Source organism: Nostoc sp. GT001 (assembly GCF_030382115.1).
Taxonomy (GTDB): domain Bacteria; phylum Cyanobacteriota; class Cyanobacteriia; order Cyanobacteriales; family Nostocaceae; genus Nostoc.
Window position 1 is genome coordinate 2,234,733 of record NZ_JAUDRJ010000003.1, and the last position, 21,703, is coordinate 2,256,435.

Here is a 21,703-nt window from a genome sequence, read left to right on the forward strand (position 1 = left end):
TTAATTTATTGTTAGGTTAACTAATGAAACATTTGTTGCATTGCAAGTAAATATGCGGCTACAAAATAAATTTGTTCAGAAAATTCCTCAGACTGTTTGGGTTTTGGGGTTTGTCAGTTTACTGACAGATATTAGTTCCGAGATGATTAATTCTCTGTTGCCCTTATTTCTAGTGTCAGTTTTAGGGGCGAATATTTTGACAGTGGGCATTATTGAAGGTATTGCAGAAGCAACAGCTTCAATTTTAAAAATCTTTTCGGGAGTATTGAGTGATTACTTAGGACATCGTAAAGGATTAGCGGTGTTTGGGTATGGATTGTCAACCTTTGTAAAACCTTTATTTGCTGTAGCTACCAGCCCAACTGGAGTATTAATAGCTCGATTTGGCGATCGCATTGGCAAAGGTATCCGGGTAGCACCCCGTGATGCCTTAGTTGCCGATTCCACTAATCCAGAAGTACGCGGTGCAGCTTATGGATTGCGTCAATCTCTCGATACTATCGGAGCATTTTTAGGGCCTTTGGCAGCATTTGCTCTGATGGCTGCTTCCCAAAACAACTTCCGCCTGATTTTTTGGCTAGCACTCATCCCTGGATTCTTCGCAGTGGCTTTATTAGCAGTGGGAGTGAGTGAACCAAAAACAAGTGAAATTCAAGGGAACCGAAGCAACCCTTTGCAATGGGAAGCTTTACGCAGTTTGGGTAAAGGATACTGGGTACTTGTAGCAGTGGCGCTGCTATTCAATTTAGGCAACTCCAGTAATGCTTTTTTGTTGTTGCGAGCCGAGCAAACAGGTATTTCAGCCTCACTCATCCCATTGACATTAATGATGATGAACATCACCTACTCATTCAGTGCCTACCCAATAGGAATACTTTCCGATCGCGTGGGTAAATTTGGGTTACTAGTAGGCGGATTTCTCTTATACGCCCTGGTGTATCTGGGTTTTGCTTTCGTGCAGACATCTTGGCAAGTCTGGGGATTGTTTGCCCTTTATGGTTTGCATTTGGGTATGAGTAAAGGATTGCTATTGGCACTAGTGGCAAATAGTATCCCTGCAAATCTGCGCGGTACTGCTTTTGGATTCCTGAATTTGGCTGTAGGATTAGCGCTCTTACCCGCCAGTCTGCTAGCTGGTGGATTGTGGCAAACATTGGGAGCAGAGGCAACATTTATAACTGGAAGCTTATTTGCGATCGCTGCTGTCTTATTATTAGTAATTAATAGAAGAAAATATTTGCAAATCCAAGTAAGACTTACGTAAAATATCTTTCAAACTCTCATTTTTCTGTGTCCTCTGCGCCTCTGCGGTTCGTTATTCTAATAAGTTTTTAATTCTCAACGAATGATTTCAACCGGGCTGTAACTCTTAATTTACTAAGTCTTCTTACTAGTAAAAGAGCTTGTTGTTTATATAATGCTGTTGGTAGCAGTCCAGGCAAATTATGCATCAACTCTCTAGCAGTGCCGATGTTACATCCTGATATTATACTTATTTCATTTGCACCATCAAAAATAGCATCTTGAGCTAAAACTTTCTCAATCTGTACTTGCCAATTTCGAGGAAACATTTCACCTCGTTCAATCCGCTGGAGGCTATGACTATTTGCCAGAACAATCAGGCGATCGCCAACAGTCAGTTGTGTATGATCGGCAGGCATTAATTTAACAGGCGATCGCTTGAGGCTTTGATATAAAATTGGTACAACTCCATAACCATAGGCAACCTCAGCCAATAGTAATCCATTCAGTGTATCTCCAGCTTCAATCATGTACTCTACTACCAAAATAGTTTGAGTATCGAAGTTAAATAAGCTGAGAATATTTTCTCCAAAAGCCGCAGCAGCAAATACTTCTGCTGAAATAGCAGAGGTACAAATAACTTGAGCATAAGGAAACAATCGTGCGACATTATCACGAAAGTATCGGTCGTAAGTCCGAATGACCACACGAGTTTTAGGACTTTTAGCATATGCCATCAAAGCTATTTCCAAATTTTCCATGTCATCATCCGTAACGACAACGACACTTTTACTATTAGCGAGATTTACCTTATCTAAAGCATCGGTAATATTATCAATAATCAGTGGTATTTTGTTGAGAAAATCGGCGTTAAGTGCTGTGCTACTAATACCCACCACAGGCTGCTTGAATTCTTGTAACAAAGCCGCGACTCGCTGACCGACTCGATTTAATCCAATAAGTACAACATGGTCTTTTTGGGGGATTGATGGCTGGTAATTATTAAAAAACTGGAACCTTGAACTTAACAGAGTATCAGTTAGCAACGCATATAAAACCCCAACAAAACCTATACCAGTTACAGTTAGCGCGAGGCTAAACAATCGCAACCATCCTGGCATATTTTCAGCTGGCTCTGGTGGCGTTTTAAAATTAACACCACCAAAGACATCTCCATATCCTCCCAAAAGCAAGACAGCAATTGCATAAAATGCTTCTATTATGTTACTTTCAGGATAATTTAAGATATAAATAATTGTTCCAAAACACCAAAGAAAAAGTACTGTAATTCCACAAATAATTGCCACCCGCAAACTCTGATAACGAGAGAATGTCCGCGAGAGATATACTATTTTATTTTTTAAATTTTTCCAGGTTCTACCTAATACAATCTCTTGCCATAACTGCTGCCAGTTATGTTTACGCACAGTAGCAATTTGTTTTAAACTTTTAAGCTGCTCTGTAACTTCAATATAAATAATAGTATCACCTGGTTTTAATGTCGCTTCTGGTTCCCAATGATGAAATTCTTTAGGCAAAGGAGATGAATCATTAGCGTAATTTAAAACCCGACGATATAAAGTATTTAATTCATGTATATGCCATTTATTAGCCCAGTTATCACTTATTTTTATCTGACGCTTTACTACCCGAAATTGACGTTCTTCCAGTTGGAAATATCCAAGATTGTCATCTCCAAGGGCTGCCAGAGCAAAGCCAGAAGCGGAAATTTGATTCGGCTCAAAAGCAATAAAATTACCAAGGGTCTGACTTAACAGTTCATTGAGATTTTGTTTATCAGAACGTACAACCAGGCGAACTTGAGGATTTAAAAGCCTTGCCGCAAAGGCAGCTTCTATATTTACCCGTTCATTGCTAGTGACTAAAAGTACAGTTCGACACCGAGAAATATTTGCCTGTTCTAAAACACTGCTCTGACGACAATCTCCGATGAATAAGTTTTCTAATAAACTTAATAAATTTGGTATTTCCAAATATTGGGGTTGTTCTTGATCAATAGCATTGACAACAGCACCATACTCTTTTAGGACTGCAACGCAATGCTGACCCAAACTTCCTAGCCCACAAACTAAAAACTGATCTAGTTTTGTCTGAGAATCTTCAACAGGCTGGTAATTACTTTCTGATGATGGCAGCATATAATACCGCCAATGATACACATTATTTAACTAATATTATTTATATCGTAGAATACCAAAGATATTGACTCACAGCAAAAATGGTATTATTAATTTAATGAAAAACTATCAATGGTGATGGAGCTCGCCAAAACCGCCTTTCCAAACGGATAAATTCTGATATGGAAGGCTGATGGCTCCTACTTTCTTCGCTAACTGCGGGAGAGTAGGGCTTGGCTAAAAGCATTACCTGACTCTCCTGTAGAAAGTGTAAATCTACAAATCGCGCCTCAAGGAGTCATGGAATGCTAGCCAGTGTATTGTGGATTTTAATGATGGGCTTTTTTGTCGGTCAACTTGCCCGTCGTTTAGGCGCTCCGCCTTTAATTGGGATGATTTTAGTGGGGATTATTCTCGGCCCCCAAGTTCGGAATGTCATCAGTGAAGATGTGCTGGGTGCTGCTGATGAGTTAAGAACTTTGGCGGTAATGATTATTTTAATGAAAGCCGGACTGGGCTTAGATAGAGAAAAACTGGCTCAACAGGGAACTGTGGCGCTGCGCTTGGGATTTTTGCCAGCAGCAACAGAAGCGATCGCGATCGCAATTACCGCTATGATAATTTTTAAATTTGACTTTCCCACCGGATTACTCTTGGGTTGTGTGATTGGCGCTGAATCTCCGGCTGTAATTGTCCCAGGAATGCTGAGGTTGAAAAGTTTAGGTTGGGGTGTCACAAAAGGAATTCCCGATGCAATTTTAACTGGTAGTGCTTTATCTGATGTGCTGCTATTACTAGTCTTCAGCTTACTGCTAAGTTTCTTAGGTGACGGAGGTGTTGAGCAGATTACCCTACCTGGGGGATTGACTTTGACTGCTCTCCAACTGCTGCCGTTCCAAATTATCATGCAAATATTGCTGGGAGTCTTGTTTGGCTATTTAGCAGCCCGTTTATTAGTTTTACTATTAACTAAACAAAACTGGACTCAAAATACCGTTCAAGATACTGTGATTGCTGCCAGTTTAGCTTTATTCTTGGTAATTAGCGCTCATGCTTTGCCTTACTTTTCTGGCTATTTAGCAGCAATGGCGATGGGGTTTTTCTTAATTGAATTAGATGCTCCCTTAGCCCGAAGATTACGCGGCGGTTTTGACAGTTTATGGATAGTCGCGGAGATTTTTTTGTTTGTCTTGTTAGGGGCAACTATTCAACTACAAGTATTAGAAAAGATTCTGTTACCTGGCATTATAATTCTGGCAATCGGTTTACTAATTGGTCGAATGCTGGGCTGGTATCTTTCAACCTTGGGTAGTAATTGGAATTGGCGAGAAAGATTATTTCTGCTACCAGGAAACTCAGCAAAAGCTACAGTCCAAGCTGCCATTGGGGCAATACCCCTCTCCCAAGGAATTGCCGGAGGTGAGATAATTTTAGCGATCGCAGCTCTATCAATTTTAATCACAGCACCATTAGGCGCGTGGGCAACTATGACCTTTGCGCCGAAATTGCTTACCAAAGGCGAAGTTGACCCCACCAAGGTAACAGTTGCTACTCGTACAGTATTGCTGGCAGCCGTAGATACATCGAGTTTAGCCACAGAAGTTTTAACCAAAGTCGCAGATTTAGCACGCCGCAGTAATGGGGAAGCGATCGTTTTGCATGTAGTTAACACTTCAAACCAGCAAGATATAGAACAAATAAAAGAACAAAGCAAACAGTTGTTATCTGATATCAGGTATGAATTTTTGACTGTTACAGGCGCGATTCCAGAAGAGATTATTCGCATTGCCGAGGAGTATCGTGTCACTGCGATCGTGATGGGAAAACGCGGACATCAACCTTGGGAAAAAGTGCTTATTGGCTCAGTATCACAAGCAGTCTTAGAAGCCAGCCCAATACCTGTAATCTTGCTAGAAAATCGTCAGCATAATGAAATTTTGGATTTTAGATTTTAGATTGAAAGATAAATCTAAAATAAAGTAATTTCGGGATTCTACTTTAATTACGATTTTTTTATGAAAAAACTACGTCAATTTGAACCTTTTATTGCCTTACCCCACCTAATCAAATGGCTGCCAATTTCTGCTGTAGTTGGCATTCTGGCTGGAACTGCTTCTGCGGCTCTTTTAGCATCATTGGAATGGGCAACTGATTGGCGAGAATCACATCGCTGGATTATCGCCTTCCTTCCCCTTGGCGGCTTCTTAAGTGGTTGGATTTATCATCGATTTGGTCGGACTGTAGAAGCTGGAAATAACCTTTTACTTGAAGAAATTCATAATCCCAAAAAAGTTATTCCCTTCCGCATGGCTCCTCTTGTGTTACTAGGAACAGACCTCACCCATTTTTTTGGTGGTTCAGTCGGTCGTGAAGGTACAGCATTACAAATGGGTGCTTCTTTGGCAGATCAGGTAACTAAAATACTGCATTTTAAAGGGGCTAATCGGCGAATTTTATTAACAGCAGGTATAAGTGGAGGATTCGCTTCAGTGTTCGGTACTCCCTTAGCTGGAACCGTATTTGGTCTGGAAGTTTTAGCAATTGGTAGGATTCATTATGATGCTCTTTTTCCTTCTTTGATTGCTGCGATCGTTGGTAATCAAGTCACCTTACTATTGGGTTTACATCATACCGCATACCGACACGCTCCGTTAATACCGACGCTCACAATTTGGGGACTAATTTCTGCAATTATTGCAGGTGTAATCTTTGGAATTGTAGCGAGATTTTTTGCTAAAGTAACTCACAAAATCAGCCATTTGTTTAAAACCAAGATATCTTATCCTCCAATGCGTCCTTTTATAGGCGGTGCGATAATAGCAGCAATTGTTGGGTTGAGTGGAACAACCAAATACATTGGGCTTGGTATTCCAACAATCGTTGATTCCTTCTATACTCAGCTACCTCCTTGGGATTTTGCAGCCAAACTAGGCTTGACTGCTTTAACTTTAGGTGCAGGTTTTAAGGGTGGAGAAGTGACACCTTTGTTTTTTATTGGTGCAACTTTAGGTAATGCTTTGTCGTTGCTTTTAGCATTACCTGCACCACTGTTAGCAGGAATGGGATTTGTGGGTGTGTTTGCGGGTGCAGCAAATACACCTTTAGCATCAACCTTAATGGGAATTGAATTATTTGGTCTGGAATCGGGGGTATTTATTGCTATTGGCTGTGTAGTGAGCTATTTATTTTCCGGTCATTCTGGAATTTATTCTGCACAGCGTATTGGGTTGAGCAAATACTCTGCTGTATATTTAGAAGAAGGGGTGACTTTGGCTAATTATGGGCAACCGAAAATTGATTTACCTGATGATAGTGAAGAAGGAGGAAGTAATGCTCAGGAATAATTTATTGATGCATGAATGGATAATTGGGAAAGTGTATAGTTTACCGTTGTAGGCATCGCATAGTCAGAGTAGTCATATTTTATGTGCGATAACCGCTATGCTTAACTTATATATTTGCGATCGTTTCACAAATATGCTGTTTAGGATAAAAAGTTACTATGCTCATAGAGTTTAGTATTGGCAATTACCGATCTTTTAAGGATAAAGTTACCTTTAGTATGGTGGCTGCCAATATTGTTGCCAAAGAAAAAGAACTTGATGAAAACAATGTTTTTGCGATAGATGATGATCTAAAATTACTCAAAAGTGCTGCAATTTATGGTGCTAATGCTAGTGGCAAAAGTAATCTTGCGAAAGCTTTGAGCTTCATGAAGTGGTTTATGATTAATTCCTCTAAGGAAACTCAAAGTACAGAAAAAATAGGAGTTGAGCCATTTGAGCTAAGTACAGAAACTGAAGCACAACCATCTTTTTTTGAAATTGTGTTTTTATTAGATGCTATCAAGTATAGATATGGGTTTGAAGCTAATCAAAAAAGAGTTATTTCTGAATGGTTATCTTACGTTCCTAACACAAGAAAAACTCCTCTTTTTGAGCGAGTTTCTGAAGGAAATTCGCGTAAGCTAAAATATCTATCTAAAAAGTTTAAAGCTCAGGGTATTTACCCAAAAACTAGGAGTAATGCACTTTTTCTATCAGTAGCTGCTCAATTTAATGTTGAAATAGCTGAGAGAATACTAGATTGGCTTACAAAAAAAGTAAATATAGTTTCAGGTTTAGATGATCAAGAGCATTTGATTCATACAGTAAGTTATTTAGCCAGAAATAATGATAATAAATCAGAAATCATTCAGTTAATTAAACAACTAGATTTAGGCATTAAACAAATAAGAATAAAGCAAGCAGAAATTATCCCTATAGAACAAAGCTCTTATCATTTCAAAACAGAAAATTTAATTAAGACAGGGCATCAAAAATTTGACAAAAAAGGTAATTATGTTTCTATAAAATTCTTCGATTTAGAAAATCAAGAATCGGAGGGAACTAAAAAAATAATTTCTATTGCTGGACTTTTGGTAGATACTCTTAAATATGGCAAAGTTTTAATATTTGATGAATTGGATGCGAGACTTCACCCGCTAATCAGCAAAGCAATTGTTGAATTATTTAATTCAATAAAGACAAATTCTAATAATGCACAACTAATATTTATGACTGATGACACCAATTTGCTCAGTAATAAAATATTTCGGAGAGATCAGATTTGGTTTACTGAGAAAAACAAATATGGTGCTACAGATTTATATTCCTTAGTTGAATATAAAATACGGAATGATGCCTCTTTTGAAAGTGACTATCTTAAAGGCAGATATGGTGCTATTCCATTTATTGGTGAGCCTAATGCCTAGAAATAATTCAAGGAGATCATCATCTCGTGGATATACCGATAGAAAAGTTGAAACAAGAGAGCTTAGGCAAATATTTTTAATTATTTGTGAAGGTGAAAAAACCGAGCCAAATTACTTCATGAGCTTTCGCGTTTCCACAACTGTGAAAAAGATTGATGTTAGAGGATTTGGATACAATCCAAGTAAACTAGTACAAGAAGCTAAAGAATTAAAAGCTCAAGGAGATTACGATCAAATTTGGTGCGTATTTGATAGGGATGATGAGCCTAAGCAAGATTTTAACAACGCCATTGCAAACGCTGAAAGAGAAGGATTTCAAGTTGCTTATTCTAATGAAGCTTTTGAATTATGGTATGTATTGCATTTTGAGTTTTTAAATACTGGACTTCCTCGCAAGGATTATATCGATAAATTAGAGAAATTACTTGGATACAAATATAAAAAAAATAGTGCAACCATCTATGAAGAAATAGAAAATCGTCAATCTACTGCCATCAAACACGCTAAAAGTCTTCTGAAGCAATATAATCATCCCAATCCAGTAAATGATAATCCTTCAACAACAGTACATCTTTTAATTGAGGAGCTAAACAAATTCATTCGATAATTCTTATCTTTTAGATTACATCAATTATTGTTTACACCATCCAGTGGCTACTTTATTATTTACTAAATCATCGCTTCCAATTCTTCCAAAGCTTGAAAACTTCCTACTTGCCAACTACGTTCCACCGCAGCAGGGATAATCTCAGTAATAGCTATATCTGCAAAATTAGGACTGGTATTAGATTTTATGTATTTCCCATCTCTCAGCAAATAAATAGAAAGGTTTCCGTTATCGTAAACCCATAATTCTGGGACTTTAATGGCTTCATAAGCATCAAGAGTAGTTTTCGATGTGACATCAGTCTCAATCGCTAAATCTGGCGGCGGATCATCAAGCTGCAAGCGGCGATGACCAATCATTTGTTGATAATTCTGAATATAAAAGCAAGCATCAGGTTCAACTCCTGCTACACCTTGCCGTTTAAAGGTGGTGGAACCAAAAGGTTGATATCTGATATCTTTAGCTTTCAGCAATATTTTGACAATATCAGAAATTAAATCTTTGGGAATTTCATGTTCTGGTAAAGGAGCCATAATTTCTAAAGTACCCTGGCTGTAGGCAATTCGGGTGGTTCTTTTTTCTCCTAATTCTTCTAAAATAGATTCAAATTCTTGCCAGCTAACATCAGGAATTGTCACCGTGCTACCAGGTGCTAATTGCATCTGGCTAACAGCTTTGAAAACGGGGATAGCAGCAGTCACATCGCTTCGCTCCAATTCAAAATTCAAAATTCAAAATCTATCAGGTTGCGGTGGATAATACAGCCCACCGTAACCTTTAGACTAATAGAATGAGTTTAACAAAAGCGATCGCTCTACACCTTAAACTTCTCTGTAATCCGCTTCATCGCCTCTTCGACATTCTCCCGGCTGTTAAACGCCGAAATCCGGAAGTAACCTTCACCCGCAGCACCAAAGCCAGAACCGGGTGTTCCTACAACGTTCACGGTTTGCAGCAACTTATCAAAGAATTCCCAACTGGATAAACCATTAGGCGTTTTCACCCAAACGTAAGGTGCATTCACGCCACCATAAACTGATAATCCGGCGGCTGTGAGTTTCTCGCGGATAATTTTGGCGTTTTCTAGATAGAAATTCACCAATCCTTTGATTTGCGCTTGTCCTTCTTCGGAGTAAACCGCTTCGGCTCCTCGTTGGATGATATAAGAAACGCCGTTGAATTTGGTAGACTGGCGACGATTCCACAGTTTCCACAGTTCGACATCGGAACCATCGGCGGCTTTTGCTGTGAGTGTCTTCGGTACTACGGTTAACGCGCAACGGGTTCCTGTAAAACCTGCGTTCTTGGAAAAAGACCGAAATTCGATCGCAACATCTCTTGCACCTTCAATTTCATAAATTGAGTGGGGAATTGACGGATCAGTAATGTAAGCTTCGTAGGCTGCATCAAAGAAAATAATCGAGTTATTAGCTTTGGCATAGTCTACCCATGCTTTGAGATATTCCTTAGTAGCAGTTGCGCCAGTGGGGTTATTGGGAAAGCAGAGATAAATTAAATCGACTTTCTTTGAGGGAATCTCGGCGGTGAAGTTGTTATCAGCCGTAATTGGTAGATAAACTAAACCCTCAAATTCGCCTTTATCGTTGGCATCCCCAGTATTTCCCACCATAACGTTAGTGTCTACATACACAGGGTAAACTGGGTCAGTTACGGCAATTATGTTGTCATGACCAAAGATTTCTAGAATGTTGCTTGGTGTCGCACTTGGAACCATCGGAGATAAAGATTTCGGAAGCATCTATATTGGCTCCCCGTGCTTGGAAATCGTGAGTAGCAATTTTCTCCCGTAACCAAGCGTAGCCTTGCTCTGGGCCGTAGCCTTTGAAGGTATTGCGATCGCCCATTTCTTCCACAGCTTTAATCATCGCTGTACGGCAAGCCTCTGGCAGAGGTTCAGTAACATCGCCAATGCCCAGCCGAATGATTTTAGCATCAGGATTCGCTTCTGCAAAGACATTCACCCGCCGAGCAATTTCTGGAAACAGATAACCCGCTTTCAGTTTCAGGTAGTTGTCGTTAATGGTTGCCATAGTAAATACAAAAAACGCCCTCAAATAGCTTACTGCTAATTTATGAGGGCGATAACTTTGTTGTGGGGAGTTAGAAGTGGAGAGTTAGGAGTTAGGAGTTAGGAGTTAGGAGTTAGGAGTTAGGAGTTAGGAGTTAGGAGTTAGGAGTTAGGAGTTATAAGAATTCTTTCTCCCATGCCCAATGCCCAATGCCCAATGCCCAATTCCCAATTTAGACATTTACTAAGCTGTTTATTATCGGCTGAATAATTGTTGCGATCGCTAATTACAAACTCCGTAATTGATTCTTTACCTGTAATCAATCTTGCTCCGCGATTACGAGTAAAGTAATTCCACGCCCACTGAATCATTACTACTAATTTGTTGTCAAATTCAATTAGGAAGTAGATGTGAATCACTAGCCAAAACAGCCATGCAAAGAAACCTTTCAGCTTCATAAAGCCCAAATCTACCACAGCAGAATTGTGCCCAATCATTGCTAAACTACCATGATCCTTATAAGCAAAGGGTGGCAAACTTTTACCTGCAAGCCGCTGTTGAACTAATGTTGCTACATATTCACCTTCTTGCTTCGCTACAGGTGCAACACCAGGTAGGGGTTTACCATTTTGATGAGAAAAATTTGCTAAGTCACCAACTACAAAAATATTGGGATGTCCCTTAATACTCAAGTCAGGTTCAACAATAATCCGTCCAGCGCGATCGCACTCTGCACCAGTGTGTTCTGCTAACACTTTTCCCATTGCGGAAGCTTTCACACCTGCTGCCCATAATACCGTTTTTGAGGCAATTTCTTTAACTTCATCGCCTTGTTTGAGGGTAACAACATCATTTTCAATATTTGTTACCAATGTTTTTGTCTGCACAACCACACCCAAGCGCGTCAGGGATGCTTCCGCTTCTTGTGATAACTCTGGTGCAAAAGGTGGCAAAACTCGATCCAAACCTTCTAATAGCAAAATCTTGGCTTCTGATGTGTCGATGTTGCGGAAGTCTTCTTTGAGGGTTTGATTTGCTAATTCTGCGATCGCACCAGCTAACTCTACACCTATTGGGCCACCACCCACAATTACAAAAGTTAACCAAGCCCGGCGTTTTTCTGGATCGGTTTCTTTTTCTGCGGCTTCAAAGGCCGAAAAAATCCGGCGACGCATTTCTATCGCATCTTCTACAGTTTTCAAGCCTGGGGCGAATTCTTCCCAGTTATCTTTGCCAAAGTAGGAATGCTTCGCACCTGTGGCGACAATTAACGTATCGTAAGGAATTGCTTCGTCGCCTACAATAACTTTTTGCGCTTGTGAATCAATATTATTCACCTCTCCCAGCAGCACTGTCGTATTCTTGCTCTTGCTGAGGACAGAACGCAACGGCGAAGAAATATCAGCCGGAGACAGCGCACCTGTAGCGACTTGGTATAAGAGAGGTTGAAATAGATGAAAGTTACGTTTATCAATCAGAGTAACGTTTACTGCCGCTTTGGCGAGTGTTTTTGCTGCATAAAGTCCACCGAAACCACCACCAACGATTACAACTTGATGGGGTGGATTATTGTCAAGTGAATTTACCATAAGAAATATTATCCGGGATGCCGACTATTGTAACTATTCTTAACAAATTTGTATCAAACTTGTCATCATATATTTTGTATTGCCCTTTACATTTAAAGAATGATTAAAGTAATCAAAACTACAGGATAAGCAGAACTTTTCAAGAGAGAGGCGCAGACAATCATAGTTGGGAATACTTGAATCGCTTTTTACTTGTGTAAATTTATCAAAGGTAGATGTAAGATTTATGCAAGTTTACTCAGAGCTAGTTGATTCTGGTGTTTGTGTCAAACGTGGTGAATGAGTTCGCCGCCAACGGTTAAAGCCATAGATAAGAGCAACAAAAATTAACAAATAGGGACTGTAAACAATTAACCAAATACCCAGCTTGAGTAAGCCAACAGAAAATGCACTCAAAGAGTGGGTAGAGTTGTTCCAAGTTTCTTGAACTTGCAAACCCAAGGCAGGTTGGGGACTGGTACTAGAAACTGCGGCTTCTAGGTTCAGCGTAATGGTGGAATAAGCAACTTGATTTTGTAGGCTTTTCAATTGGGCATTGATTTGTTCTATGGTTTGTCTGACATTACTTAATTCTTGGGCAACACTAAGCACATCTCTGACAGAACCAGCCCGATCCATAATTTTTTGTAAATTGGCTTCAGTTTTCTGCAAATTGGTTAATCTGGCTTGGAAATCTACAAGGCGATCGCCTACATCTTCGGCAGTGATATTACGACTCTCAACAGTGCCCAATTTAGCTAGTTGTTCTAAGGTAGGTTCCAACAGGTTCTCTGCTACCCGTAATTGTATTGTTGCTGTGTAACGTGGGTTGTCACTTTTGGGTTGTTGTTGTTTCAACCCGATTAAATCCCCTTGCTGTTTATTGATAATTTGTGAAACAGCATCAACAGTCTGATCTACAGAGTTGACAGTCAAAGAGATTGCTGCCTTTTTGATGAGTTGGGGACGAGAACGCGCTATTGGTGAAGCTTGCGCCTTTTGGGAAATACTGCTTTCACCAGCAGGTGCAGATGCTCGATTTGCCATCCCATCGGCGGCCATTTGAGGTAAAGCCGAATTGGTTGAGCGTTCAGAAGAAGCGCAACTAGTGAAAATCACCCCTCCCAATAACGCACTTAAAAATAAAGCAGATGTGCGCGGTAATTTAGTCGAAGCGTACATAATCTACCCCCAGATAGATGAAGTTAACCCCAGTATTACTGAAGTAAAACTCAAAGCCTGTATTGTTGCGATTTATGTAACAGATTTGTCATTAGTCATTGGTCATTGGGCAATGATTAATAGTTTTTCTTCCCCTGCTTCCTCATCTCCCCAGTCCCTAATCCCCAATCCCCAGAGATAAATTGCATGATTGATAATTCATCTGTGTTACTCAATTTGAGGTAAAATCGTAAGTCTGCCAATTAATGACAATGCTTGCTGACAGGAGATGCTTCTATGGCCTGGATGTATTATGACGAAGATGCCAATTTAGACCTTTTGGCTGGAAAAACTATTGCTATCATTGGCTATGGTTCCCAAGGTCATGCCCACGCTCTCAATCTCAAAGATAGTGGTTTGAATGTGATTGTGGGACTATATCCGGGTAGTAAGTCAGTTGCAAAAGCTGAAGCAGCTGGTTTAACTGTGAAAAATGTTGCAGATGCCGCTAATGCTGCTGACTTCATCATGATTTTGTTACCTGATGAAGTCCAAAAAACGATTTACAAAAATGAGATTGAACCAAATCTCGAAGAAGGTAATGTGTTGGCTTTTGCCCACGGCTTCAATATTCACTTTGGGCAAGTTGTACCACCTGCTAACGTCGATGTGGTGATGGTAGCACCCAAAGGTCCGGGGCACTTGGTACGACGGACTTATGAAGGTGGGGAAGGTGTACCAGCGCTGTTTGCAGTTTATCAAGATGCCAGTGGTCAGGCACGCGATCGCGCCATGTCTTATGCTAAAGGTATCGGTGGTACTCGTGCTAGTGTTCTGGAAACTACTTTCCGCGAAGAAACCGAAACAGATTTATTTGGCGAACAAGCAGTATTGTGCGGTGGTTTGAGTGCTTTAATCAAAGCCGGATTTGAAACTTTGGTAGAAGCTGGTTATCAACCAGAATTGGCTTATTTTGAATGTCTGCATGAAGTCAAGCTGATTGTTGACTTGGTTGTAGAAGGTGGTTTAGCCAAGATGCGCGACAGCATTTCTAACACTGCTGAATATGGCGATTACACCCGTGGCCCACGGATTGTTACCGAACAAACCAAAGCTGAAATGCAGAAGATTCTCAGCGAAATTCAATCTGGGCAATTTGCACGAGAATTTGTTCTGGAAAACCAAGCTGGTAAACCAGGATTTACCGCTATGCGTCGTAAAGAAGCTGAACACAAAATTGAGGAAGTTGGTAAAGATTTACGCGCTATGTTTAGCTGGTTGAAAAAGGCTTAAGCAAAAAAATAACATCAGACATCTCCAAAAAAAGAATGTAGAGACATAGCAGTGCTACGTCTCTACAAGAGTAATGGTTAGAGCATATTTAATTTCTGGAGATGTCTAAACATCATTTGCTTTGAGTTTTGAGATAATCTGCAATGTACTCCTCGTAAGTATCACGCAACATTTGTTCGCGGAATTTGAATCCTAATGTTTTCCCTCGACAAGATAAAGATCCGCACAAGCATCGAGAAACAGCAATTGATTCATATTCAGTGGTTTCGTAGTCCCAGGTAATTTCCTCACCTGCTTCTATATCGCCCAAAGCAACAAAGTCATATCCTCCAAACTGATTATTTCTTACCCCAGTATTTGGATCACAAGAATGGTTAATGACGACAGCAGGCTCGTCTAGGTTGACATACAAATTAAAATCTATCTGAAAGGAATAAATTGTTCGTTCAGGAACTTCTTCAATGGGGATACCCACCACGACAGTTTCTCCTTGGGCAAATTTTTTGCTAGCAAAAACTCCTCGTCCTTTTGCTGTTTTTTGAATCGTGATATGGGAATTGATCTTTGCAGCTGAAATCGACTCTAGTATATTCATAGATAAAGACCCAGTGGATTTAAATTGATTGGGATTTAAAACTTTAAAAATTGGCTTAGTTGCAGTTCACCTGACTAAAAATAGCTCTTTCAAGGTGGATAAAAATTTTCGCAAATAGATTCGTCTTTAACCTCTTATTTCTGTATTCTCTGTGCTTCTGTGATTAAATAAATAAGTGTACTGAGCGCTTCAGACGCAGAGATAACAGAGAAAAAAGAGATTTTATCAGTCACCTTGAAATGGGTATTTATTAGAACTTACACATTGATAGGAAATTGAGTATGTGTATTCAAACACTCGTTGTTTAAAGTGTTCCAAAATAAAGTTACAAGCCACTTGAAGAGACAAATTTCTGGTCTACTGACAGTATTCCCTTTAGTTAACCGTAAAGAGGTTGACTAGAGTAAGAAATATCAATATTTATTGTTTCATCATCAGCGTAGGTCAAGATTAGGTTAGTTCGCTTGACTTCTTCCGAAAGAGGCAAAACTCGATGAACAGATTGGTTCGTTTTCATAAAGTAGCAATCTCCAACATGATGCCCAACCCGTTTAGCTAATGATGTATCGAGATCGCTAATTTCCATACTGTGGGGAACAAATTCTAGGCATCCTCCAGCTTTTTTTGGCGGGGTTTCAATAAAAATAGCAAAAGCAAAAGCGTAGGTATCGAGATGTCCCCCATGAACATCTCCAATTTTGTCAAGCCTATGGATTACATGCCTATCAAAAGGATCTGGTACTAAGTGAACTTGAGTTCCCGCAATACCACAGAGAAACTCAATTAGGTGAGAATCACGGTACAAAGCCGGAATAAGTTGTGAGTGTTCAGCAACAGCAACTCCCGAAACAGTACTAAGATGTCTAGGAGTATTTTGCTCATGTTTCATGTTGAAGTCTCTTCTTCGAGAATGCTGCTCAAATATTCTGAGAACTTCTGTTTTCAAAATTGCAAATGAATCATCATTGAAAAACAACGGCAATTTTACATAACAGTTGAGAGCAAACTCTTTGTGTAATAAGGCTCCAGCTTCTCGGCTCAGACGAGAATATTTAGTAGCATTGAAAAAATTGGCAGTGTTATGATACACAATATTCACTACAAAATCATGATAAATTTAAGCATCAAAATTATTTATTTAAGTAATAGCATTGATGCTTGGGTTCAATGTAAAATCAAGATTTTAGCTAATTCAATTACTCCAAAGCTTGGCTAATTCAATTAGTAAACTGCATATCAAATATCTTTTATGTAAGTAGTAAGATGTTTTTAACAGTTCAAATCTTTTATCTATTATCTAATAACTAACTGAAAGAAGTCAAGCACGTTTTCATAATATTTATCAGGAATTACGTATTGACAAATGCATGATTATGTTTGTCAATTCCCTGTTTAGCTAACTTTAAACGGGAGCATCCAAGTTTTATTCTTCCGATAAATATAAATTAGATGTGAGATGGTGAAGGAATAATCACAGCAATCATTATTTACCAGAACTACTATGACTGAAGAAGAAAACTAACTTTTGTTTGAATATGCTCGTGCGATCGCTAAAATACTCTACAAAAATGCTCCAGTTGAGGAACCAACAAGCTTAGGCAAGATTGAATAAGTAGTAAATATGGATTAATCTAATCTTTGCTCGCTAAGTAAGTCGGCGGAAATAAACAAAGTTATGTTGACAAACATAAACAAGCTTAAAACCCTTACAAATGATTAATACTTCTCTGCGTTCGCGCAGCGTGTCGCAGACAGAGGCTACGCCCGAAGCGAAGCTATGCCGCAGGCTTTACGACCTACGCGGTAGTTGAATCTCGACTTCGCTCGATTACCGCGCAGTCGAAACTCAGTACAAGTGACAAATGACAAATGATGGACTTCACTAGTTAGCTTTAATTGCGCCGACTTACCTAAATAAAAAGTGGGATACACCTAGCTTAAACAGCTAACCGTTAACTGCTCTGTACCTCAACTTTTGCTTCCGGCTCAATCTTTTGAGGGCTTTGACTTAGAACCAAAGCAACTAACACAAGAATCGCGCCAATTAGACCGCGTATTCCCAGATGTTCTCCAAGTAGCCAAAACGAAAAAATTGTGGCGAACAATGGCTCAAGTGTAAAAAGTAAAGCAGCTTCGTCAGAAGAAACCCATTGCTGTGCTATTGTTTGAAGCCAGATGACAGCAGCCGTCGCCAACAACCCTAAGTAAAGAATTGCTCCCCAGTGCTGGCGAATTACCTCAAATTGGTTAATAATTTGTGTGTTACTCCAGAGTACCCCTATCGTTGCAATGAACAAAAGTTGAACGCTAGTGAGCGTTAAAGTGGGGTGACGGGAGGCGACTCGCTCTAGGAAAAGTATGTAGGCTGCATAGACAAAAGCATCAACGAACATTAATAGATCGCCGATTCCTAGTTCTCCCCCTTCCCAAAACATCACGCCAATACCGATGACAGCGACTCCAGCGGCTAGGAAAGTTTTCAACGGTACGCGCTGACTCATCAGCCATCCCAGCAGCGGGACAATCAAGGCATTCAAACTGCCAATGAATGCCGCCCGGTTTGCTGGTATAGTCTTGAGCGCAATTGTTTCTATCGCTAAGAAAAAGAAAAGCAAAAGTCCTAGTAATATACCATCACGAACTAAAAGTTTGTTAAGATTACGTAAATTTAGGGTAAAAACTGCTGCGGCTATGACAAAGCGTGTAGCAATCAATGCACTTGGTGAAAGGCTACCAACGATGTCTTTGGTCAATGGAAAAGTTGTAGAACCAATTATATTAACAAAAATAAGCAGTATTATGCCCTTGAAACGCAAGTTATTTTCAGTCTGCATCAAAATAATTGATTGAATAATGTTTCTTTACATCCATAGAGAATGCGATCGCATAAATAATATTAGTTTTTTTGCGTCCAGTTAGCGCCTTCTGAATTTAAGATTTTTATTTGGAAAAGTTCTACTAATCGGATTTTCATAATCTCATGTCTTTTTCCACATACCAATTAAAAGATAAAGGAAGTTCGTATTAATCCAATCCAAATTGTATCATTCTCTGTGTTAATTTTAAGATTTGCGATCGCCGTTAAAATAAAAGTGCCAATGCTCTGACCTATGTCAATTCTTAGTGTCATGTGGCTGAGGCATATTCTATTAATCTTTGATATCTTGAACAATCCGAAAACCAGCGTGCTGATAAAAATTTGGACGGAACCAGTTGCGGTAATATTTTAAAGCTTCTGTACCATTGGTTATCCAACATCCTCCTAACATCATTTGATGTTTATCATCAAAGAATATCGCAGAATTATCTTCATAAAGAAAATGAGGTTGATATCCTGGAAGAGGGTTTAAGTTATTACTCAACCATTCCCAAACATTGCCGCGTAAATCATACAATCCCAAAGAACTTTTGGCTGTTTCTAACATCCCAACGGGACTAGGTGAACCAAATTTTAAATTGAGATTATAATTTTCTACACGATCTAACAAACTATTACCATAAGTTGCTAAATGGTATTCTGCTTCACTCATTAAACGAGTATCTTTCCCTTGCCAACGACAATAAGCCATTGCTTCATAATGATTGACTTCCACAGGCCAATCTAAGGGTAAATCGATTTCATCAAACATAGCTCGATATTTGTAGCTACCATTTTCATGTAACCAAAATTTAGGACATTGAATATTGTATCGAGTTTTCCAATTCCAAGATTCTTCATCCCAATATTCTTGATTTTCGTAGCCACCAGCCTTGACAAAATAGATAAAATCGGAATTAGTAATCAGATATTTACTAGCGAAAAAGGGTGCAACTTCAACAGTGCGATCGCCATAATCAATATCCCATCCATAAGTTGAATCATCTAAGGCTTTACCGAGTTTTACTACCCCACCAGCAACTTCTATCATTTCGTTTTGAGGAGTGTAACCATTAAAAGGGGCATATTGCCAATTTTGAGGACGTTTCACTCTCTCAATTGGTAGTTGGCGAATTAACATCGAAGAAGTTTCAATGTGAATACGTTGGTGTTCAATCCCCATCATTAAAGCCCAAAGGGGATGATTGGGATGAATTGGTAGAGTAATTTGGGTTGTCTTAATTAGTTCGGAAATTACGGAATATGCTCGTTCTCGATATTCCCAAGTTTGTGCAACTTGCGGCCATTCCAAATGCGCGATCGCTGCATTCAACTCTTCTGGTTTTTCTGGATCTACTCCAATTTCAAACAAAATTTCATACTCTGGATTGAGGCATTTTTCTAATAACCCCACCTGAATTAATTTATTGATGTAGAAAATTGCTGAATGTCCCAGATAAAAAATTAGAGGATTTCTCAAAGGGTCAGGGTTGAGATAAAATGTCTCTTCCCCAACTAAACTTTTCAATAACATATCTTCCAGTTGCCAAGCATTCTCAAAGTAATCGAGGATCGTTTGGTTATTACAATTATCAAGTTTTGGAGGTTTAGCAGATTGCAGACTATTCATGGTGTAACTAAGTTGTTGTTAAAGAACAATAAACCTCTTGCAAAAGTCTCTAACACCCACCCCCAACCCCTCCCCGCGCTTCGGGAGGGGAGACAAAGCGTAGCTTTGGCGGGGTGGGGTTCTTTCTTATTTTTGATTTATGCAAGAGGTCTAATGAAAAAATTAATTATCTAGAAATCCGATTTGATTCTTGAATTTACTTGCATAGGTAGGGAACACGAAATAAAAAAATAGATATGTACTGAGTTTTGTAAAAAACCAAATATGATTCCTATAGAATGTGTTAAACACAATCGGATTGAATGAGGGATCAAATAAGATTCTTAAATATGACAGATTTATTATTTAATAGCAATACTTGTTGTTCAATAATTAGTTTTTCAAATAGTACTAAAGCTTTATCGACTTAGTGTAGTAACCCAGTATGTTTGACTAACCTAATATTTCTTGAATAATTAACCTATCAGCTAACAAGTAATTCAGCGAGAATAAACATAACTATATGATTAAAGTAAAGACTCTTTAAACTCTTACCAATGAAAAATTACAACCCTCTTTAGACAGTTTTATTTGTCTTAACTTATTTAGAGCTAAGTTAAAAATAATTGTCAAAATTCAGGAGTCAGAACTCAGGATTCAGAATAGTTAAAGAATTAGCAGAGCATTTGATGAACGCGAACAGCCCTGAAAGTAGAGCTAAAGCCCTCACTACAAACCTTTAATTGTTTACATCGTCCTACTTAGGTGGGTAAAGTAATGACTACAACTTTGCAAAATGCATCTCCAATTATCATTGCACACCGAGGTGCTAGCGGTTATCGTCCCGAACATACTTTAGCTGCTTATGAATTAGCGATCGCACTAGGGGCTGATTATATTGAACCTGATTTAGTTTCCACTAAAGATGGTATTTTAATTGCTCGTCACGAAAATGAGATTTCTGAAACCACCGACGTTGCAAGCCATCCAGAATTTGCTCATCTTCAAACCACTAAAATAATTGATGGCGAATCAAAAACTGGCTGGTTTACGGAAGACTTTACCCTAACAGAACTGAAAACACTACGAGCTAAAGAGCGAATTCCTCAAGTGCGATCGCAAAATATCCCCTATGATGGACTTTTTGAAATTCCCACTCTGCAAGAAATAATCGATTTAGTCAAGGTTAAAAGTGGCGAAATTAATCGGACGATTGGTATTTACCCAGAAACTAAGCATCCAACTTACTTTCAATCTATTGGGTTAGCCCTAGAAGCACCCCTACTTGCAACTTTAACAGCCAACGGTTATCAGGGAGCTAACGCACCTGTTTTTATTCAGTCTTTTGAAGTAGGTAATTTACAAGATTTATCCACAAAGACTGATTTACCTCTAGTGCAATTGCTGAATAACAGTGGTAAACCTTATGATTTTGTCGTTAGTGGTTGCGTAGGCGTTGGCGTAGCCTCTGTCTGCGACACGCTGCGCGAACGTAGAGAAGCCCACCGTAGGCATCGCACTTATGCAGATTTAGTTACTGCATCAGGTTTAGAAGAAATTGCCAAATATGCACAAGCGATAGGAATTCATAAAAATTTACTGGTTCCGAGAGACAACAATGGTAAATTGCGATCGCCTACATCTTTAGTGATAGATGCTCATGCGGCTGGTTTGCTGGTTCATGTCTGGACTTTCCGCAATGAAGACTGTTTTTTGCCACTGGATTTTCAAGGAAATCCCCAAGGTGAATATGAACTATTTTTCAGCTTAGGTGTTGATGGCGTATTTAGCGACTACCCAGATACGGCAGCTTGCCACTCTACTCTTCAGTGGTAATTTGGTAGGGTAAT

Annotated in this window: 16 protein-coding genes, 1 pseudogene and 1 riboswitch; of the genes and pseudogenes, 8 read left to right on the forward strand and 9 right to left on the reverse strand. The window is 39.3% G+C overall.

Annotated elements, in window-relative coordinates; translation table 11 throughout:
• Positions 1 to 52: 52 nt before the first annotated feature.
• A complete protein-coding gene (locus QUD05_RS12450) occupies positions 53 to 1,264 on the forward strand; it encodes an MFS transporter (RefSeq protein ID WP_289796325.1) in 1,212 nt (403 codons plus the stop codon).
• Positions 1,265 to 1,331: 67 nt separating this feature from the next.
• Here the strand turns inward: QUD05_RS12450 and QUD05_RS12455 are convergent, their stop codons facing one another.
• Entirely contained in the window at positions 1,332 to 3,401 is a 2,070-nt protein-coding gene (locus QUD05_RS12455; protein ID WP_289796326.1) for a potassium channel family protein, read from the reverse strand.
• A 104-nt stretch (positions 3,402 to 3,505) separates the two neighbouring features.
• Positions 3,506 to 3,590: riboswitch (Fluoride riboswitch) on the forward strand.
• Between the two features lie 95 nt (positions 3,591 to 3,685).
• Between QUD05_RS12455 and QUD05_RS12460 the strand changes: the two genes are divergently transcribed.
• From QUD05_RS12460 to QUD05_RS12475, 4 genes are all read left to right on the forward strand, one after another.
• Positions 3,686 to 5,335 carry a cation:proton antiporter gene (locus tag QUD05_RS12460; RefSeq protein WP_289796327.1) on the forward strand — a complete coding sequence of 550 codons (1,650 nt, stop codon included), beginning with the start codon at positions 3,686 to 3,688 and terminating at the stop codon, positions 5,333 to 5,335.
• A 60-nt stretch (positions 5,336 to 5,395) separates the two neighbouring features.
• Positions 5,396 to 6,724: a voltage-gated chloride channel family protein gene (locus QUD05_RS12465; RefSeq protein ID WP_289796328.1), complete on the forward strand. Its 1,329-nt coding sequence runs from the start codon at positions 5,396 to 5,398 to the stop codon at positions 6,722 to 6,724.
• A gap of 158 nt (positions 6,725 to 6,882) precedes the next feature.
• Positions 6,883 to 8,133 (forward strand): AAA family ATPase, encoded by a 1,251-nt coding sequence (locus QUD05_RS12470; protein WP_289796329.1) that lies wholly within the window; start codon positions 6,883 to 6,885, stop codon positions 8,131 to 8,133.
• Complete coding sequence (locus QUD05_RS12475; protein WP_289796330.1) at positions 8,126 to 8,740, forward strand: RloB family protein; 615 nt, start codon at positions 8,126 to 8,128, stop codon at positions 8,738 to 8,740. Before QUD05_RS12470 ends, QUD05_RS12475 begins: the two co-directional genes overlap by 8 nt.
• 62 nt (positions 8,741 to 8,802) lie before the next feature.
• Here the strand turns inward: QUD05_RS12475 and QUD05_RS12480 are convergent, their stop codons facing one another.
• The 4 genes and pseudogenes from QUD05_RS12480 to QUD05_RS12495 form a co-directional block, all read right to left on the reverse strand.
• Positions 8,803 to 9,441: a Uma2 family endonuclease gene (locus QUD05_RS12480; RefSeq protein WP_502911430.1), complete on the reverse strand. Its 639-nt coding sequence runs from the start codon at positions 9,439 to 9,441 to the stop codon at positions 8,803 to 8,805.
• 113 nt (positions 9,442 to 9,554) lie between these two features.
• A pseudogene (locus QUD05_RS12485) lies at positions 9,555 to 10,791 on the reverse strand (LL-diaminopimelate aminotransferase).
• Positions 10,792 to 10,931: 140 nt separating this feature from the next.
• Positions 10,932 to 12,359 (reverse strand): NAD(P)/FAD-dependent oxidoreductase, encoded by a 1,428-nt coding sequence (locus tag QUD05_RS12490; RefSeq protein WP_289796331.1) that lies wholly within the window; start codon positions 12,357 to 12,359, stop codon positions 10,932 to 10,934.
• A 234-nt stretch (positions 12,360 to 12,593) separates the two neighbouring features.
• The gene (locus tag QUD05_RS12495) at positions 12,594 to 13,520 is read right to left on the reverse strand and encodes a DUF4349 domain-containing protein (RefSeq protein WP_289796332.1); all 927 of its coding nucleotides are present in this window, start codon (positions 13,518 to 13,520) and stop codon (positions 12,594 to 12,596) included.
• Here QUD05_RS12495 and QUD05_RS12500 point away from each other — a divergent pair.
• The gene (locus QUD05_RS12500) at positions 13,447 to 13,701 is read left to right on the forward strand and encodes a hypothetical protein (protein ID WP_289800144.1); all 255 of its coding nucleotides are present in this window, start codon (positions 13,447 to 13,449) and stop codon (positions 13,699 to 13,701) included. The two genes, QUD05_RS12495 and QUD05_RS12500, sit on opposite strands and share 74 nt — an antisense overlap.
• A gap of 95 nt (positions 13,702 to 13,796) precedes the next feature.
• Positions 13,797 to 14,792 (forward strand): ketol-acid reductoisomerase, encoded by a 996-nt coding sequence (ilvC, locus tag QUD05_RS12505; protein WP_289796333.1) that lies wholly within the window; start codon positions 13,797 to 13,799, stop codon positions 14,790 to 14,792.
• 112 nt (positions 14,793 to 14,904) lie between these two features.
• Here the strand turns inward: ilvC and QUD05_RS12510 are convergent, their stop codons facing one another.
• From QUD05_RS12510 to ovoA, 4 genes are all read right to left on the reverse strand, one after another.
• Entirely contained in the window at positions 14,905 to 15,387 is a 483-nt protein-coding gene (locus QUD05_RS12510) for an SET domain-containing protein (protein WP_289796334.1), read from the reverse strand.
• A gap of 379 nt (positions 15,388 to 15,766) precedes the next feature.
• Positions 15,767 to 16,477 (reverse strand): HalD/BesD family halogenase, encoded by a 711-nt coding sequence (locus QUD05_RS12515; protein ID WP_289796335.1) that lies wholly within the window; start codon positions 16,475 to 16,477, stop codon positions 15,767 to 15,769.
• Between the two features lie 862 nt (positions 16,478 to 17,339).
• The gene (locus QUD05_RS12520; RefSeq protein ID WP_289796336.1) at positions 17,340 to 18,221 is read right to left on the reverse strand and encodes a DMT family transporter; all 882 of its coding nucleotides are present in this window, start codon (positions 18,219 to 18,221) and stop codon (positions 17,340 to 17,342) included.
• 315 nt (positions 18,222 to 18,536) lie between these two features.
• Positions 18,537 to 19,874, reverse strand: a complete 1,338-nt coding sequence (gene ovoA, locus QUD05_RS12525) for a 5-histidylcysteine sulfoxide synthase (RefSeq protein ID WP_289796337.1) — start codon at positions 19,872 to 19,874, stop codon at positions 18,537 to 18,539.
• 756 nt (positions 19,875 to 20,630) lie between these two features.
• Between ovoA and QUD05_RS12530 the strand changes: the two genes are divergently transcribed.
• Entirely contained in the window at positions 20,631 to 21,689 is a 1,059-nt protein-coding gene (locus tag QUD05_RS12530; RefSeq protein WP_289796338.1) for a glycerophosphodiester phosphodiesterase, read from the forward strand.
• Positions 21,690 to 21,703 lie beyond the last annotated feature (14 nt).

What these genes read in the sequence shown, in the direction of transcription:
- QUD05_RS12450 (WP_289796325.1), top strand. Translation starts at nt 53, where the DNA reads ATGCGGCTACAAAATAAATTTGTTCAGAAAATTCCTCAGACTGTTTGG.
- QUD05_RS12455 (WP_289796326.1), bottom strand. Translation starts at nt 3,401, where the DNA reads ATGCTGCCATCATCAGAAAGTAATTACCAGCCTGTTGAAGATTCTCAG.
- QUD05_RS12460 (WP_289796327.1), top strand. Translation starts at nt 3,686, where the DNA reads ATGCTAGCCAGTGTATTGTGGATTTTAATGATGGGCTTTTTTGTCGGT.
- QUD05_RS12465 (WP_289796328.1), top strand. Translation starts at nt 5,396, where the DNA reads ATGAAAAAACTACGTCAATTTGAACCTTTTATTGCCTTACCCCACCTA.
- QUD05_RS12470 (WP_289796329.1), top strand. Translation starts at nt 6,883, where the DNA reads ATGCTCATAGAGTTTAGTATTGGCAATTACCGATCTTTTAAGGATAAA.
- QUD05_RS12475 (WP_289796330.1), top strand. Translation starts at nt 8,126, where the DNA reads ATGCCTAGAAATAATTCAAGGAGATCATCATCTCGTGGATATACCGAT.
- QUD05_RS12490 (WP_289796331.1), bottom strand. Translation starts at nt 12,359, where the DNA reads ATGGTAAATTCACTTGACAATAATCCACCCCATCAAGTTGTAATCGTT.
- QUD05_RS12495 (WP_289796332.1), bottom strand. Translation starts at nt 13,520, where the DNA reads ATGTACGCTTCGACTAAATTACCGCGCACATCTGCTTTATTTTTAAGT.
- ilvC (WP_289796333.1), top strand. Translation starts at nt 13,797, where the DNA reads ATGGCCTGGATGTATTATGACGAAGATGCCAATTTAGACCTTTTGGCT.
- QUD05_RS12510 (WP_289796334.1), bottom strand. Translation starts at nt 15,387, where the DNA reads ATGAATATACTAGAGTCGATTTCAGCTGCAAAGATCAATTCCCATATC.
- QUD05_RS12520 (WP_289796336.1), bottom strand. Translation starts at nt 18,221, where the DNA reads ATGCAGACTGAAAATAACTTGCGTTTCAAGGGCATAATACTGCTTATT.
- ovoA (WP_289796337.1), bottom strand. Translation starts at nt 19,874, where the DNA reads ATGAATAGTCTGCAATCTGCTAAACCTCCAAAACTTGATAATTGTAAT.
- QUD05_RS12530 (WP_289796338.1), top strand. Translation starts at nt 20,631, where the DNA reads ATGACTACAACTTTGCAAAATGCATCTCCAATTATCATTGCACACCGA.